The 13,496-nt window shown below is 70.2% G+C and carries 13 protein-coding genes and 3 pseudogenes; 8 read left to right on the top strand and 8 right to left on the bottom strand.

Annotated features, from left to right (window positions below; all coding sequences use genetic code 11):
- Window positions 1–48: 48 nt before the first annotated feature.
- Window positions 49–639, top strand: a complete 591-nt coding sequence (locus tag ABZX96_RS24275) for a helix-turn-helix domain-containing protein (protein ID WP_355548080.1) — start codon at window positions 49–51, stop codon at window positions 637–639.
- A gap of 641 nt (window positions 640–1,280) precedes the next feature.
- On the opposite strand, the pseudogene ABZX96_RS24270 reads toward ABZX96_RS24275, so the two are convergent.
- The 3 genes and pseudogenes from ABZX96_RS24270 to ABZX96_RS24260 form a co-directional block, all read right to left on the bottom strand.
- A pseudogene (locus tag ABZX96_RS24270) lies at window positions 1,281–1,649 on the bottom strand (transposase); the annotation flags it as partial.
- Between the two features lie 280 nt (window positions 1,650–1,929).
- Window positions 1,930–2,160, bottom strand: a complete 231-nt coding sequence (locus tag ABZX96_RS24265; RefSeq protein ID WP_355548077.1) for a DUF397 domain-containing protein — start codon at window positions 2,158–2,160, stop codon at window positions 1,930–1,932.
- Window positions 2,157–2,648 carry a DUF5753 domain-containing protein gene (locus ABZX96_RS24260; protein ID WP_355548193.1) on the bottom strand — a complete coding sequence of 164 codons (492 nt, stop codon included), beginning with the start codon at window positions 2,646–2,648 and terminating at the stop codon, window positions 2,157–2,159. The genes ABZX96_RS24265 and ABZX96_RS24260 overlap by 4 nt, the downstream gene beginning before the upstream one ends.
- 200 nt (window positions 2,649–2,848) lie before the next feature.
- Here ABZX96_RS24260 and ABZX96_RS24255 point away from each other — a divergent pair, with 200 nt between their 5' ends.
- From ABZX96_RS24255 to ABZX96_RS24245, 3 genes and pseudogenes are all read left to right on the top strand, one after another.
- Window positions 2,849–3,109, top strand: coding sequence for a hypothetical protein (locus tag ABZX96_RS24255; RefSeq protein WP_355548075.1), 261 nt, complete (start codon window positions 2,849–2,851; stop codon window positions 3,107–3,109).
- Between the two features lie 289 nt (window positions 3,110–3,398).
- Window positions 3,399–3,548: an FxLD family lanthipeptide gene (gene fxlA / locus ABZX96_RS24250; protein WP_355548073.1), complete on the top strand. Its 150-nt coding sequence runs from the start codon at window positions 3,399–3,401 to the stop codon at window positions 3,546–3,548.
- 148 nt (window positions 3,549–3,696) lie between these two features.
- Window positions 3,697–4,647, top strand: a pseudogene (locus tag ABZX96_RS24245) (lantibiotic dehydratase); the annotation flags it as partial.
- A 67-nt stretch (window positions 4,648–4,714) separates the two neighbouring features.
- On the opposite strand, the gene ABZX96_RS24240 reads toward ABZX96_RS24245, so the two are convergent.
- Together ABZX96_RS24240 and ABZX96_RS24235 are read right to left on the bottom strand one after the other, a co-directional pair.
- Window positions 4,715–5,532, bottom strand: a protein-coding gene (locus tag ABZX96_RS24240) for an IS5 family transposase (protein ID WP_355548071.1) whose coding sequence is annotated in 2 segments (ribosomal slippage) — window positions 4,715–4,830 and window positions 4,830–5,532 — 819 coding nt in all. Because the reading frame shifts where the segments join, the coding sequence is not laid out codon by codon here.
- A gap of 70 nt (window positions 5,533–5,602) precedes the next feature.
- Window positions 5,603–6,742, bottom strand: a complete 1,140-nt coding sequence (locus ABZX96_RS24235) for an NAD(P)/FAD-dependent oxidoreductase (RefSeq protein WP_355548068.1) — start codon at window positions 6,740–6,742, stop codon at window positions 5,603–5,605.
- A 340-nt stretch (window positions 6,743–7,082) separates the two neighbouring features.
- Here ABZX96_RS24235 and ABZX96_RS24230 point away from each other — a divergent pair, with 340 nt between their 5' ends.
- Window positions 7,083–7,691 (top strand): TetR family transcriptional regulator, encoded by a 609-nt coding sequence (locus ABZX96_RS24230; protein ID WP_355548065.1) that lies wholly within the window; start codon window positions 7,083–7,085, stop codon window positions 7,689–7,691.
- Window positions 7,692–7,985: 294 nt separating this feature from the next.
- Window positions 7,986–8,912 (top strand): SDR family NAD(P)-dependent oxidoreductase, encoded by a 927-nt coding sequence (locus ABZX96_RS24225; RefSeq protein ID WP_355548062.1) that lies wholly within the window; start codon window positions 7,986–7,988, stop codon window positions 8,910–8,912.
- A gap of 173 nt (window positions 8,913–9,085) precedes the next feature.
- Here ABZX96_RS24225 and ABZX96_RS24220 read toward each other — a convergent pair.
- From ABZX96_RS24220 to ABZX96_RS24210, 3 genes and pseudogenes are all read right to left on the bottom strand, one after another.
- A pseudogene (locus tag ABZX96_RS24220) lies at window positions 9,086–9,346 on the bottom strand (zinc-binding dehydrogenase); the annotation flags it as partial.
- Window positions 9,347–9,403: 57 nt separating this feature from the next.
- Window positions 9,404–10,789 carry a carotenoid oxygenase family protein gene (locus ABZX96_RS24215; RefSeq protein WP_355548059.1) on the bottom strand — a complete coding sequence of 462 codons (1,386 nt, stop codon included), beginning with the start codon at window positions 10,787–10,789 and terminating at the stop codon, window positions 9,404–9,406.
- 323 nt (window positions 10,790–11,112) lie between these two features.
- The gene (locus tag ABZX96_RS24210; protein WP_355548056.1) at window positions 11,113–11,679 is read right to left on the bottom strand and encodes a TetR/AcrR family transcriptional regulator; all 567 of its coding nucleotides are present in this window, start codon (window positions 11,677–11,679) and stop codon (window positions 11,113–11,115) included.
- Window positions 11,680–12,056: 377 nt separating this feature from the next.
- Here ABZX96_RS24210 and ABZX96_RS24205 point away from each other — a divergent pair, with 377 nt between their 5' ends.
- Window positions 12,057–12,716 carry a class I SAM-dependent methyltransferase gene (locus ABZX96_RS24205; RefSeq protein ID WP_355548190.1) on the top strand — a complete coding sequence of 220 codons (660 nt, stop codon included), beginning with the start codon at window positions 12,057–12,059 and terminating at the stop codon, window positions 12,714–12,716.
- A 114-nt stretch (window positions 12,717–12,830) separates the two neighbouring features.
- Window positions 12,831–13,469, top strand: a complete 639-nt coding sequence (locus tag ABZX96_RS24200; RefSeq protein WP_355548053.1) for an HAD family hydrolase — start codon at window positions 12,831–12,833, stop codon at window positions 13,467–13,469.
- The last annotated feature ends 27 nt before the right edge of the window (window positions 13,470–13,496 follow it).

Here is a 13,496-nt window from a genome sequence, read left to right as displayed (position 1 = left end):
GTGAGTCCGATTCCGGAAACCATACACAACCGGAACCGGACTCACCTTATGGAGGTTCTGTTGCCGTCATCACGTCCGCTGCGCGCCGACGCGCGACGCAATCGCGAGGCGCTCCTTGCCGCAGCGCGGGACGCCTTCCTCGGCGGCGCAGCCGACGCGCACGTCGAGGAGATCGCCCGCAGGGCCGGAGTGGCCGTCGGAACGCTCTACCGCCACTTCGCGACACGCGAAGCCCTCGTCGAGGAGGTCTACCGCAAGCAAGTCGACGGACTGTGCGCCGCTCCCGCAGAGCTCCTGCACCAACACGCCCCGGACGAGGCCCTGAGGCGCTTCCTGTTGCTGCTTGTGGACCACGCGGCCCTGAGCAAAGGGATGGCCGCCACCTTGGAGAGCATCATGACAACGGACTCATCGGTCTTCGACGACGCCCGCACCCGGATGGCGAACGCCCTCACCCAGCTACTCGACGCAGGCACCACAGCCGGCACCATCCGCGCCGGCGTCACCGGACCCACCCTGTTGCGTGCCCTGGGCGGCATCTGCGCAATGCGCGCCACGGAGGGCTGGCAGGGCGAAGCCAGACAGATCACCACCATCCTCTTCGACGGCCTGCGCTTCGGCGCCCCACGGACAACGTGAGCTGCCCCTCCAGCGGAAGCCGAGTGCCGCGGCCTCGCGGCGGTCCGGAGAATCAGCCCGGGCCTCTGATCGAACAACGGGCAGTGCAAGTGCTGTCGAAACTGGTGAACATCTGCTGTCGGACCTCGTGAACAGAGCCAGACATGCTTCTCAAGCCCGTCAGCCGCGCGGATTTCAGAGCCATGGGCCCTGCAACTCTCATGCCTGTGAGCCTCGCGGACCGGCCGTGGAACATCGTCGCTTCCCAGGCCGACGGAATTCCTTGCGCGAGAGCGCGCGAGGCCTGAACGTGACGATTACGGATGGTATTTCTCACATGACCTCACCGCCGAGACCTCAGGATCAGCCATCGAAAGCCGATTGGTTCCCGGTCGTTCCGTGGGTATCTGGGAACAGCGTGCCTACTTCGCCAAACAGGGTCGATGAGCCAGGTCGCCGCAGCGGAATTCCCCGGTGAATTCGGGGGACTGGTAGTTGGTCACCAGGGACGGACCAGCGTGACCACCGGCGAAAGGGGCGACACCACGGCGGGCCTCGGACGCGGGACGAACCGGAACCAATTCGGCCGGTTCGTTTCGCGTCCGAGGCCCGCACGAGGACGGATACCCCGGGTGCATGCCTGTACCCCGGGTGCATGCCTGAGAGGAGGTCTGTACGCTCTGCGCGTCGGTGATCGGCGCGCTGGGCTCCTGGTTCCGTCCCGCCTTCGTGCGTGCCGGCCGGCGCAGCGGGCCGCCGAGCTGTCCGAAGACGCCCTCGTCCCGCCACCCTGCGAAGTAGCGGTGGATCGTCTCCCAGGGCGGAAACTCGTGGGGCAGGCAGCGCCAGGGAATGCCGGTGCGGTCCACATACAGGATCGCGTTCAGCAGTTCCCGCAGGCCCTACCGCGGTGGGCGCCCGCCGGGCAGCGCGTGCTCGCCCCGCCCGGCCCGCCAGGCGCTGAGCACCGGCTCGACCGGTTCCCCGCGCGCGTCGGACAGATCGCTCGGACTGGGCTTGCGCGGCTTCATGTTCCCGGCGTATCCCGTTGCCCAACCCCGCGCCAGCCCCGCCCGGGGCGGCGGCGGAAACCGGCAGCGGCGGAGCACCACCGAATGAGACGGGCCACCACCCCAAACCCGGGCGCGGCAGATGCCGGGGCCGGCCGTCTCCGCCACCGGCCCCGCCGCCCCTGCGGCGCCGCTGCACCGACCCCGACGACGTTTCGTCCGCCCGCACCACCCTCAACCAGGAGGAAACACCCGCTTAAGGCTCGCTCAGACCACCCAGTCACGGTGGTGGGTGGCCGTGTCAGGGCCGGCGGATCGTGCCATCGGTGGCTCCGCCCAGGAAAGCGTGCCACTCGTCCGCGGAGAACAGCAGTCCGGGCCTGCTGATGTCCTTCGAATCGCGTATGGCGACGCTCCCCTCGACGAAGGCGACCTCGACGCATGCGCCGTTGCCGGAAGAGTGGCTGCTTTTCCGCCAGGCGGCGGTACTCAGGTCGACCTCGGGGACCGGGCGCTTGTTGTGCGTACTCATTTCTTGTGCATCTCCCTTGCGAGTTCTTCCAAAATTGCCGGGGTCTCTTGCGGGTCGGGAGCTGCGGCCCGCACCAGGTCGAAGGTCTGGATGAACTTGCGGACGTCGCGCTCCTTCTCCAGGTACACGTTGCCTGCGATGGAGTCGACGTACACGACGGTGGGGGTCTGCGGCTCGAACTCCAGCAGCGAGAACGTCCCGGCCATCGCGATGTGGGCTCCCTTGGCCGTCGGCATGATCTGCATCGTCACGTTCGGCATGGCCACGGCCTCGATGAGGTGCTCGATCTGGGCAGCCATGACCTCCTTCCCGCCGACCGGGCGGCGTAGCGCGGCCTCCTCTACGACTACCCACAGTTCCAGGGGCTCGGGCTTGCTGGTCAGCCGCATCTGACGCTCTTTGCGGAACCTCACCAGGCGGTCGATCTCGTCGAGTTCGCCTTGCCGCGCGGCGCCGATGACGGCCCTGGCGTAGTCCTGGGTCTGCAGCGGAGGCGGGCGGCAAGACCAGTGCGCTGCCGGACGCGGACGGGCTCGGCAAGACGGTCACCGTCCGTTTGCCTCTCCCCGCACATCAGTTGGCGGCGGCCGATACTCCCCCGTGGCCTTGACACGGGAGGCGGGGCCGGCGCCGCGGGCACCGGCCCCGCTCTCCAACACCCCACGGCCGGAGCCCCCAGGAGGAAGAAATGCCTGAATCAGCACTCGGTCAGCTGCCGTTCCGGATTGATTTCGACGCTGCCACGGGTGGGCTCGTGGTGGCGATGACCTACGGTGTCCCGCCGCAGCAGACGGAGCGCCGCAAAGCCATACCGTCACTGGAGGCCCTCGTGGTCGCGACCGCCGAGCACCGCCACGAGGCGTTCCTGCAGACCCGGCTCGCCGAGCACCTGGCCGCCGCCGCGATCCAGCATTCGGTGCGGATCACGCCCGGTCGGACGCCGCGGTAAGGGCGCTGTCCGACCCAACCAGCGAGGTTCCCGTCCGTCAGATCCTGTACAGCACGCCACCGCAGCAGGCTCCGGGCTGATCTCCGACCCAGCTGCTCGGTCCGGGCAGCTCCGCCAGGCAGGCAGAACAGGCTGCCGACATGCCTCCGCGCGCGGCGCAGTCGCCGCGTGCCGGGGATGGCCCGGATCCGCTCCCAGGGCGGCGGCATTCCACTGCGCTCCGCACGGTGGGGCCGGGTCATCAGCACCACCGCAAGGAGCACCATCTCTATGCGCAGGAGGATTCGCCATGAACACCAGCACGCGGGAGTCGCGACCGCAGGCCGACGCGGTCGACCTCGACCTGAACGTCAGGATCGTCACCGCCGGGCCCGTGGCGGCGGCGCTGCTGAGCAGCACCGACGACGGCTGCGACACCGATATGAACGGCGACTGCTGACCTGATCGGCAAGGGGTGTCCGCGGTTGCGCTCCGCCGCGGACACCCCTTGCCGACGGTGCGGCGGGTGACGGAGGACGAGCCGTGCGGGAGGTACGAGGGTGACGGCAGGTGGGGGTGTGCCGTACTACCGGCAAGCCGGGGCGCCGATGGTACGGGCGAGCGTGCACAGCGATGTGGTGGTTGTGCCGCCCTGGCCCGGCTCGTATGGAGACGGTGCCGAGGAGCAATGGCGCGGATGGCTCGCCGAGGTATGGGGGCGGCAGCCGGTGGCCGAAGCCGTGGCGATCGCCAGCCCGGTTCTGGCCGAGCGGATCGAGACGGCACTCACTGGCCGTACGGCCGCAGCCGGGCAGGTGCGGAGTATGGCGCTGACGCTGGCCCGGTACCTGGTGCGGATGCGCGGTCGGGCGACACCGTTCGGAGGCTTCGCCGGGGTGAACCTCGCGGGCTTCGGCTCCACGGTGTCGGCGCGGTGGACGGACGACCACACGGTCCGTACCCGCGCCGATGCCTTCTGGCTCTCCGCTGTGATCGAGCGCCTCGAAGCGTGCCTGGAGCTACGGTGCCGGTTGCCGGTCATGATGAACGATCTGGCCGTCGTGCGCGGTGATCGGCTGGTTGTGGCATGCGCGCCCCACGCCAGTGCCGGTGGCGCGCATGCCGAGGTGTCGGTGCGGCTCATCCCGGTCGTACGGTCGGTCCTCAGTCTGGCGCGCACGCCGCTGCGAGCCGGTGACCTGGTGGAGAAGCTTGTCGCCGAGCACCCGGGCGCCCCGGTCTCGGGACTGGAGACGTTGATGGGCGAACTGGTCGTCCGGCGCGTTCTGATCATCGGCCTGCGACCTCCCGCCACCGTCACCGATGCACTGGCCCATGTCCTGTCCCGGCTGCACGGGGCGAACGCGACCCATCTGACGCCCATCGAGTCGCTGGTCAGCGAACTGCAGGCGATCCACGAGCGGTTACAGGAAGCCGACCGTGCGGTCCCTTGGGCCGAAGGGCAGGCCAGGCGCGAGACCGCCCGGCGGATGCGGGCGCTCTCCCGCGCCGCTGCCCAGCCCCTGACGGTTGACCTGCGCCTCGGCTGCGCCCTGGTGTTGCCGGAAGTGGTGGGGAGGGAAGCCGCCGCCGCGGCCGAGGCGCTTATCCGGCTGAGGGGTCCTTTCAGAATGCTGGGAGTTTGCGGGCGAGGGTCATGCAGTGGGCGAGCTGAAGGAAGGCGTCGTGCATGTCGTCGCGGGTCTCCCAGCGGGTCCGTAACCGGCGTGGTCCATGAAGGTGGGGAGGGCGGCTTCGGCGACCCAGCGGGTGCGGCCCAGCCCGGAGCCGTGCGGCTGCCCGCGACGCGCGATCTTCGGGACGATGTTCCGTTCCCGCAGCCGCTGCCGGTAGATGTCGTGGTCATACCCGCGATCGGCATACAGCGTTCGAGGCCGGCGCCGCGGTCGGCCACGTTTGCCGCGCACCGGCGCCAGCCCGTCGACCAACGGCAACAGCTGGGTGACGTCGTTGCGGTGGCCGCCGGTGAGCGACACCCGCAACGGAATACCGCCCCCGTCGGTCAGCACATGGTGCTTGGAGCCCGGCCGCGCCCGGTCAACCGGACTCGGACCGACTTTTGGGTGGCCGCGCCCCCGCTTGGCCTGCACACGGGAGGCGTCGATGGTGGCCCGGGAGAAGTCCAGCCGATCCGCCGCCCGCAGCCGGTCCAGCAGCACCCGCTGCAGTTCCTCCCACACGCCGGCCTGCTGCCACTCGGCCAGGCGCCGCCAGCAGGTCGAACCCGAGCCGAAGCCCAACTCCTGCGGCAGGAACTCCCACTGGATGCCGGTGTAAAGGACGAACAAAATGCCCTGCAGCGTCTTGCGGTCATCGATCCGTTTGCGGCCCGGATACCGGTACCGGCGCGGATGCCGGGGCAGCAACGGCTCGATCACCGCCCACAACCCGGCACTGACCTCCCAGGGCTTACGCCGGTCCATCCTCACTCCCAAGGAACGAGACCACCTGCCCTTCCAACGTGCCACACCAAGATCTTTCTGCAAGGACTCCTTACTCGGACTGCCGCCCGTTCCGGGTGAACGCGGCGATCAGCTCGTGGATCGGGTCGTTGTCGGAGTCGGCTCCGTGGGCCTCGACACCGTCAAAGGTGGGGGTCTCGGCGCTGCGGGGGAACATGGCCTGCTCGTATGCGGTGAGGGCGGCCTCGATGTCGTGGGGGTGCGCGGCGAGGGCCTGGCCGAGTTCGGCGCCGTCGAGCATGGCCAGGTTGGCGCCTTCGCCGTTGGGGGCCGCCAGGTGGGCGGCGTCGCCGAGCAGCGTCACCCCCGGCACCCGGTCCCAGCGGTGTCCGGTCGGCAGGGCGTAGAGGGGGCGCAGGATCGGAACGGTGTCGGTGTCGGTGATCAGCGCGGTGAGCTCCGGCGCCCAGCCGTCGAACTCGCGCGCGATGCGCGCGGACGCGGCAGCGGCATCGGTGAAATCGATGGCGGCGAACCAGTCCCGCGGCTCGGCCAATCCCACGTAGGCGTGCAGGGTGTCGCCCTTCTCCCGGTGGGCGAAGATCTCCCGGCCCGGCTTGAGTGCCATCATCGACCCGCCGCCGACCGTTTTCGCGAGGGCGGGGTGCCGGCTGTCGGCGTCGAACAGGTAGGTCTCGACGACCGACTTGCCGGTGTACTCGGGGGTGACGGGGGAGAGCAGCGGCCTCACCCGCGACCAGGCGCCGTCCGCGCCGACCAGCAGGCCGGTGACGACGGTGCCGCCGTCGGCGAACGTCACCTCGTGGCGCCCCTCGCCGAGGGAACGGGTACCGCTGACCTTGTGGCCCCACCGGACGGTCCCGGCCGGGAGGGAGTCGAGCAGGATCTGCCGCAGCTCGCCGCGCAGCACCTCGGGGCGCCCCCCGGTGCCGTCGTCGGCCTTCTCGAACAGGAGGGTGCCGTCCGTGTCGAGGACCCGCATCGCCTGGCGGCCGTCCAGGATGTGAGCGCGGAACTCGTCCATCAGGCCGGCCGCTTCGATAGCGAGTTGCCCGTTGTAGTCGTGGATGTCGACCATCCCGCCCTGCGAGCGCGCGGTCGGGGAGGGCTCCGCCTCGTAGACGGTGGCCGGTATGCCGTGGACGTGCAGGACGCGGGCGAGCGTGAGGCCGCCGAGTCCGGCGCCGATGATCGTGACGTGAGTGGTCATGGGGCTTCCTTCCTGTTCGTGGACCGCTGGGCGGACGGCCCCTGGCAGGTCATGCCGGGGGCGCCGTTCCCGTAAGCCGGGACGATGCGGTGCCGGTGGCGCCGGTGCCGTGGATGACCGGCGCCGACCTGCACCAATGTCCCGGCGGCCGTCGACAGCGCACCGACAGACCACCGATCCCTGCGGATCACCACCGACAACCGGTCGACAACCGTTCGACAACCAGCGGACACCGATACCGGCACTGGTCCCGGGCGCCAGTCCCAGCCCCGGCACCGCTCCTGGTCAACCGGCAGGCCGCGGCATTCGAGTCGTTGCCGGGGTTGCTTATGCTGAGGTCGTGACGACGAGAGCGGGGCGGGGGACGGAGCTGCGGGCGGACGCGGCGCGCAATCGTGCCTTGATCCTCAAGGTCGCCCGCGGGCAGCTGGCCGCCGGTGACAGCTCGTTGCAGCTGAACGCCATCGCCCGGCTCGCCGGGGTGGGCGTCGGGACGGTCTACCGGCACTTCCCCAACCGCCACGCACTGGTCGAGGCGCTCTCGGCGGAACGCTTTCGGGAACTGGTCGAAGAGGCGCGGGCGGCGGCCGACGCCGAGGACGCGCTCGCGGGCCTGCGCCGGCTGCTGCGCTTCGCGCTCGACCGGATGCTGGACGACCCCGACTTCGCGGCCGTGCTGGAATCCGCGGGCGCTGTCGGAGCGCAGCTCTCGGAAATGAGGACGGAGCTCGGCCAGGCGGTCAACGGCCTGCTGGAGCGTGCCCGCCTGACCGGCGCGATCCGCGGCGACATCGAGGCGGAGGACGTGCGCCGCCTGCTGTGCGGCGTGGCGCACGCCGTGCGTTCCGGTGACGATGGGCGTTCCGGTGGTAACGGGCATTCCGCTGACGGCGGGCGTCGCGGGTTGTACCTCGGCGTTCTGCTGGAGGGTCTGCGTCCGGCCTGCTGAGGGCGGTACGCCTGCGGCCTTCGTGCGGGACGAGGCCTTCGTGTGACCACGGGGCTTTCGCGCGGCCACGGGCCTTCGCGTGGGGCGACGCCTTCGCGCGGCCAGGGGGCCTTCGCGTGGGACGGCGGACGGAAGCCCGCCCGGTTTCTCGTATTCCTCTCGCCTTCTCGCCTTCTCGTCTTCTCCGCCTCTTCTCCGCCTCGCACTAAACGGATAGCTATCCGCTTGTGCTAACGTGCGCCCATCGAAGCGGATAGCTATCCACTTAACATGTGGCGGCGAAAGGGCGGGGCCATGAGTCAGCGGGCAGTGGTGACGGCGGGTACTGGGGGCATCGGTCTGGAAACCGCCAAAGGACTTGCTCGGCGAGGGTTCGCCGTCACGGTGGTCGGCCGCGACGCCGAGCGCGGCGCGAGAGCCGTCGAGGAGATCGCGGCGGTCGCGACCGGAGCCGCACCGCGATTCACGGCCGCCGACCTCTCATCCCTCGACCAGGTCCGCGCGCTGGCCGCGCGCCTGGCAGCGGAAGGTCCGCTGAAAGTCCTGGTCAACAACGTCGGCGCGATGTTCCCCGAGCGAGAGCGGACCGTCGACCGCATCGAGGCGTCGTTCGCCGTGAACCACCTCTCGCCCTACCTGCTGACCGAGCTGCTGCTCGACCAGCTCCAAGCAGGCGCACCGAGCCGCGTCGTCAACGTCACCTCCGGTGCCGTCAAGGCCGCCAAGCGCACCTTCGACGCGGCGGAGCCGCCGGGCGGCTACTACGCCTTCCACTGGTACGGCCGAGCCAAGCTGGCCAACCTCGCCTACACCCTGCACCTGGCCGAGCGCCTGCGTGGCACCGGGACCACGGTGTTCGCGGCCGACCCCGGCGGCGCCACCACCGACATGACCGACGGCACCATGACCTCACCGAAGATCGTCTCCCCGCCCCTGCGGCTGCTCTGGCCTCTGGTGCGCCGGCTCTTCGCGCGCTCCACCGCCGGTCCCGCGTCGGAAGCCGCCAGGTCGTCCGTCTTCGCCGCCACCGACGCCTCGCTCGACGGGCGGACCGGCATCGTCATCGGGCCCCAGAGCCGGCCGGTCCCCGTCTTCCGCGGCGCCACCGACCCTCGGAACGTCGAGAACGTCCTCAAACTCAGCCGCGAACTGGCGCCCTTGCACGGCGTTCACGGCGTTCACAGTGTTGAGAACGAGCCAGGATCAAGCCGTGAGCGGTGAGGTGGCCGGGGCGCGCGGTGAGCTCGGCGGCGTCGCGGCCGGGTCATGACGAGAAGCACGGTGAACCCGGCGGCCTCACGGCCGGGCCGCTTCATTGGGTGTCGTCCAGACCGATCAACAGCTACGCGATACCCGGGGCCGATCGCCGGACGCGCAGGGAAAACGGCTGGTCCCTATGCAACCGTGAGCACGATCTTTCCCTGGATGTGCCCACGCGAGGCGCGTTCGTGTGCCGCCTGGGCATCCGCGAGCGCGATGGTGCTGTCGATCGCGACGCGCACCGTGCCCGCGTCCAGCAGGCGTCCCACTTCGGCGAGCTGCGGGCCGTTCGAGCGGACCTGGGTGCCCGAGACCGTGACGCCCAGCCGGGCGATCTCTTCCTCGTCGTATGCGTCGTATGCGCCGAAGAACACGGGGAACAGGGGCCCGCCGCGCCCCCACGCCTCCGGTCGGTTGGCCGGAGGGCGGGGACGCGGCGCGCCAGGCGAGGGTCAGATCTCGGTGTCGGGTATCCACGATCCGTGGATCGTGGCGGGTACCCGGTGCGGCAGGTGGATGGTGGCGATCGGCGGGATGGACAGGTCCGAGGCGTCGAGGACGAGCATCTTCGAGGCGTCGGAGTCGCGTTCGCCGACGATGGTCAGCAGGTAGCCGGCGTCCTCGTCAGCCGCGTTCTCGTCGGTCGCATCGCCGCCCGTGGTGTCGGCGGCCGGGACGAAGACGGCCTCGCTGGCGAGCTGCCCGGCCCCGAAGGGCAGCAACTGCCGGCCGCCGGTGGCCCGGTCGTACTTCACCAGGGCGTGGTCGCCGGCGCCGTGGTCGTCGGGGAAGGACAGCGCGTACTGGTAGCGGTGTTCGCGACCGATGCGGGCATCGTTGATGGTGGGGAACTCCACGATCAGGTCGTCCGTCTGCTCCTCCTTGACCCGCCCGGCCGCCAGGTCCACGATCCAGCGGCGGCTGTGCGAGCGGGAGACGGGGTCGGGGCCGCGGTCGGAGGCGCCGACCCACCAGTTCCAGGAGCGCTGCCAGCCCTCGCGGCCGACGGTCGGGCCTTCGACGACGATGTGACCGCGGACGTCCTCGTAGGCGTTGGCGAAGTGCATCCCAAACCCCTGCTCCACCTCGAACCACCGGACGCGCGCGGCCCCGCCCGTGCCCCGAGGCATGACGCCGATCCGGGTCGGCTGGGCGTCGCTCCACGTGTACGGGATGCCGGACTCCTCGGACGGATCGAAGGTGACCGAGCCCTCCAGGAAGACGACGTGGTGCTCCGTGATGGCGAAGTCGTGCTTGAGCGCGGCGGTGGCGCCCGGCACCTCCTGGCTCTCCAGCACCTTGCCGTCAGGGGAGGCGACGTGGTGGATGAGGAACGGGGGGAACGGCGAGGAGGCGAAGAAGTGCAGTTCGCCGGTCGCCGGGTCCTCCTTGGGGTGGGCGGTCATCGCGGAGGTCAGCTTGCCGCCGAAGTCGTAGGCGCCGACGGTCTCCAGGTCGGCGGTCAGCTCGAACGGGAACGCCGACTCGCACAGCGCCAGGAGCCGCCCGCCGTGTTCGATGACGTGGGTGCCGGCGGTGCTGGCGGTCAGGTCGGGGCCGCGCTCGGTCATGTAGGGCGCGCCGTCCAGGGCGGGCGTGCGGACCCAGCGGTTGCGGTACCACTCGGCGCGGCCCTCGCGCAGCCGGATGCCGTGGACCATGCCGCTGCCCTTGAACCAGTGGGTGGGCGTGACGCCGGGCTTCGGGTTGTGGCCGTTGCGGATCAGCCGGCCCGTGAGCTCGGGCGGCAGGTTGCCCTCGACGGTGAGGTCGGTGGCGGTGATCTCGTCGGCGACCGGGGTGTAGTAGTCGGTGAGGTAGGGGGGCTTGATGGTCATGAGGATGGTCTCCTGTGGTGTGTGTTCGTGGTGGCGTGAGTGTGTTCGTGGTGGCGCGGCGTGATGTGGGTGCGAGGTGAGGTTTGCGGGATGTGAGGTGGGCGTGATGCCGCTGCGATTGAGTGGTTGACCACTCACTCTTTGGTCCGGAAGGTGGGCGATCGCCGGGCGGGAAGAGGGCCCGTCGATCGCCCTTGGTGCGCGTGCGGTGGTCGGTGGTCGGTGGTCGGTGGTGCATGATGCCCGCACCGCGGTGAGCGTGCGGCGATCAGTAGCGCGAGATGCTCGCGGTGAGATCAGTGGTCCTGATGCCCACTGTGAGATCAGTAGTGCGCGATGCCCGCCGTGAGCGTGCGCGTCCATGGGGCGTCGATCGTGCCGACGTCGATCGACACCAGCAGATGGCACAGCATGCCGGTCGCGAAGAACTCCTGTACCTGCCGCTCGCTGCCACCCGAGGCGCCGCGCACATACTCGACCGTGCGCGCGTACCCCGCCCGCACCGCCTCCCGGATCGCCGGCTCGGAGACGGCCGCCGCCTGCGCGTGCAGCTGCACCAGCATCAGGTCGTTGTCCGTGATCAGGCGGGCGTACGCGTCGCCCATCGAGTCGAGGACTGCTTCCGGCGCACTGCTCGCAGCCTCGGCCGCACCGCCTTCCAGGGCCGCTCGCACCCTGACGAAGCAGTGCTCCACGACCGCGGTGAAGAGCGCCTCCTTGTTCGGGAAGAGCCGGTAGACGTACGCCTGGGAGATCCCGGCGGCCTTGGCGACCTCCGTGGTCGTGGTGCCGAAGTACCCCCGGGCCGCGAAGGTGCCGATGGCGGTGCGCAGTACCGTCTCCCGGCGCTCCTCTGCCGTGGACAGCTGGCGTGGACGTTCGGCGTTCATATGTGTAATTAACCACTCACACCTTGGGGTGTCAACCCCGCCCACGACGTCGAAGCACGCGCCGAGGCTTGTACCGACCTCGCCCACTTCATGGCCGACCTCCTCCTCCTGCCTCCAAGGCCTGGCGGGAAGGGGAGAGATCACTCGCATCCGCGGCGCACCCTCGTCCTGACCCGCCGTACCCGCCTCGCCACCAGGCGGTGAACAGTCCGCCCGTCCGCCGCCTGGTCACCCATGGCCGCGCCGATCGATGGCAAGGAGCTCCCCAGCCCGCCGAAGACTCACCCCCAACCCCACCCACAGCGAACAGCGTGACCACTGCACCTAAGCTGGCGGGCATCCGGTGGCACGCCGGGGCAGGAGAGGAAACGGACGCGATGGCGGACGACGGACGACTGGCGGAGGGCCAGCGGCGGCACTGGCAGGACACCTACCGTGCCCACCCCGGCATGTACGGCGAACAGCCCTCCGCCCCGGCCGTCCACGCCGCCGAGGTCTTCCGTGCGGCCGGGACGAAGGACGTCCTCGAACTCGGCGCCGGCCACGGTCGCGACGCCCTGTTCTTCGCCCGGGCGGGCTTCACCGTCCAGGCCACCGACTTCAGCCCCGTCGGCCTGGAACAGCTCCGGGCCGCGGCCGACGAGCACGGCCTCGCCGAGCGGGTCGGTACCGAGGTGCACGACGTGCGGGATCCGCTGCCGCTGCCCGACGCCTCGGTTGACGCGGTCTTCGCCCACATGCTGCTGTGCATGGCCCTGACCACCGCGGAGATCCACGCCCTGGTCGGCGAGGTCCGCCGCGTCCTGCGGAAGGGCGGGACGTTCGTCTACACCGTGCGGCACACCGGCGACGCCCACTACGGCGCCGGCACCGCGCACGGTGACGACATCTATGAACATGGCGGCTTCGCCGTGCACTTCTTCTCCCGCCGCCTGGTCGATGCCCTCGCCGAAGGGTGGGTCCTCGATGAGGTCCAGCCCTTCGAGGAGGGGGAATTGCCGCGGCGGTTGTGGCGGGTGACGCAGACGCTGGGCTGAGGGGGGCGCGGACGGGCGGGGCCGGACCTCCTTGGCTGTTGGCTGTCACGGCTCTTATGGCCAGTGGCCAGTCGGAAGGGGCCCTCTCCCGTCCCCGGCCGTAGGGTGTTCCGCATGATCGAAGCGGTCGCATTCGACGTCGGTGAGACTCTGACCAGCGACGACCGGTACTGGGCGGCATGGGCCGACTGGTTCGACGTCCCCCGGCACACGCTGTCCGCCCTCGTCGGCGCCGTCGTCGCCCAAGGCCGCGACAACGCCGACGCCGTACGACTCCTCAAGCCGGACATCGACCTCGCAGCCGAATACCGCGCTCGCGACGCGGCCGGCCAGGGAGAACGGATCGAAGAGGCCGACCTCTACCCTGACGTCCGCCCCGCCTTGGCCGATCTCCGAGCCGCCGGCCTCCGCGTCGTCATCGCGGGCAATCAGACCGCCCGCGCCGGCGAACTGCTGCGTGCATTGGAGCTTCCGGCCGACGCGATCGCCACTTCGGGAGAGTGGGGCGTCGCCAAGCCGAACCACGGCTTCTTCGAGAAGGTGGTCGAGCTTGCGGAAGCCCCGGCCGACCGCGTCGTGTATGTCGGTGACCATCCCGCCAACGACGTCGCGCCCGCCACCATGGCCGGACTGCGCACCGCGCACATCCGTCGGGGCCCCTGGGGTCACCTGTGGGCCGACACCCCAGAGGCGGCAGCGGCCGACTGGCACATCGACAGCCTGCACGAGCTTCTGCCGCTCCTGACGGCCTGAGCTGCTCAACCACCAGTGAGTACCGGT

The organism is Streptomyces sp. NPDC003077, from assembly GCF_040611095.1.
GTDB lineage: Bacteria > Actinomycetota > Actinomycetes > Streptomycetales > Streptomycetaceae > Streptomyces.
Note: the sequence above shows the minus strand (reverse complement) of the source record. Positions and strands in the feature narration are given on the sequence as shown.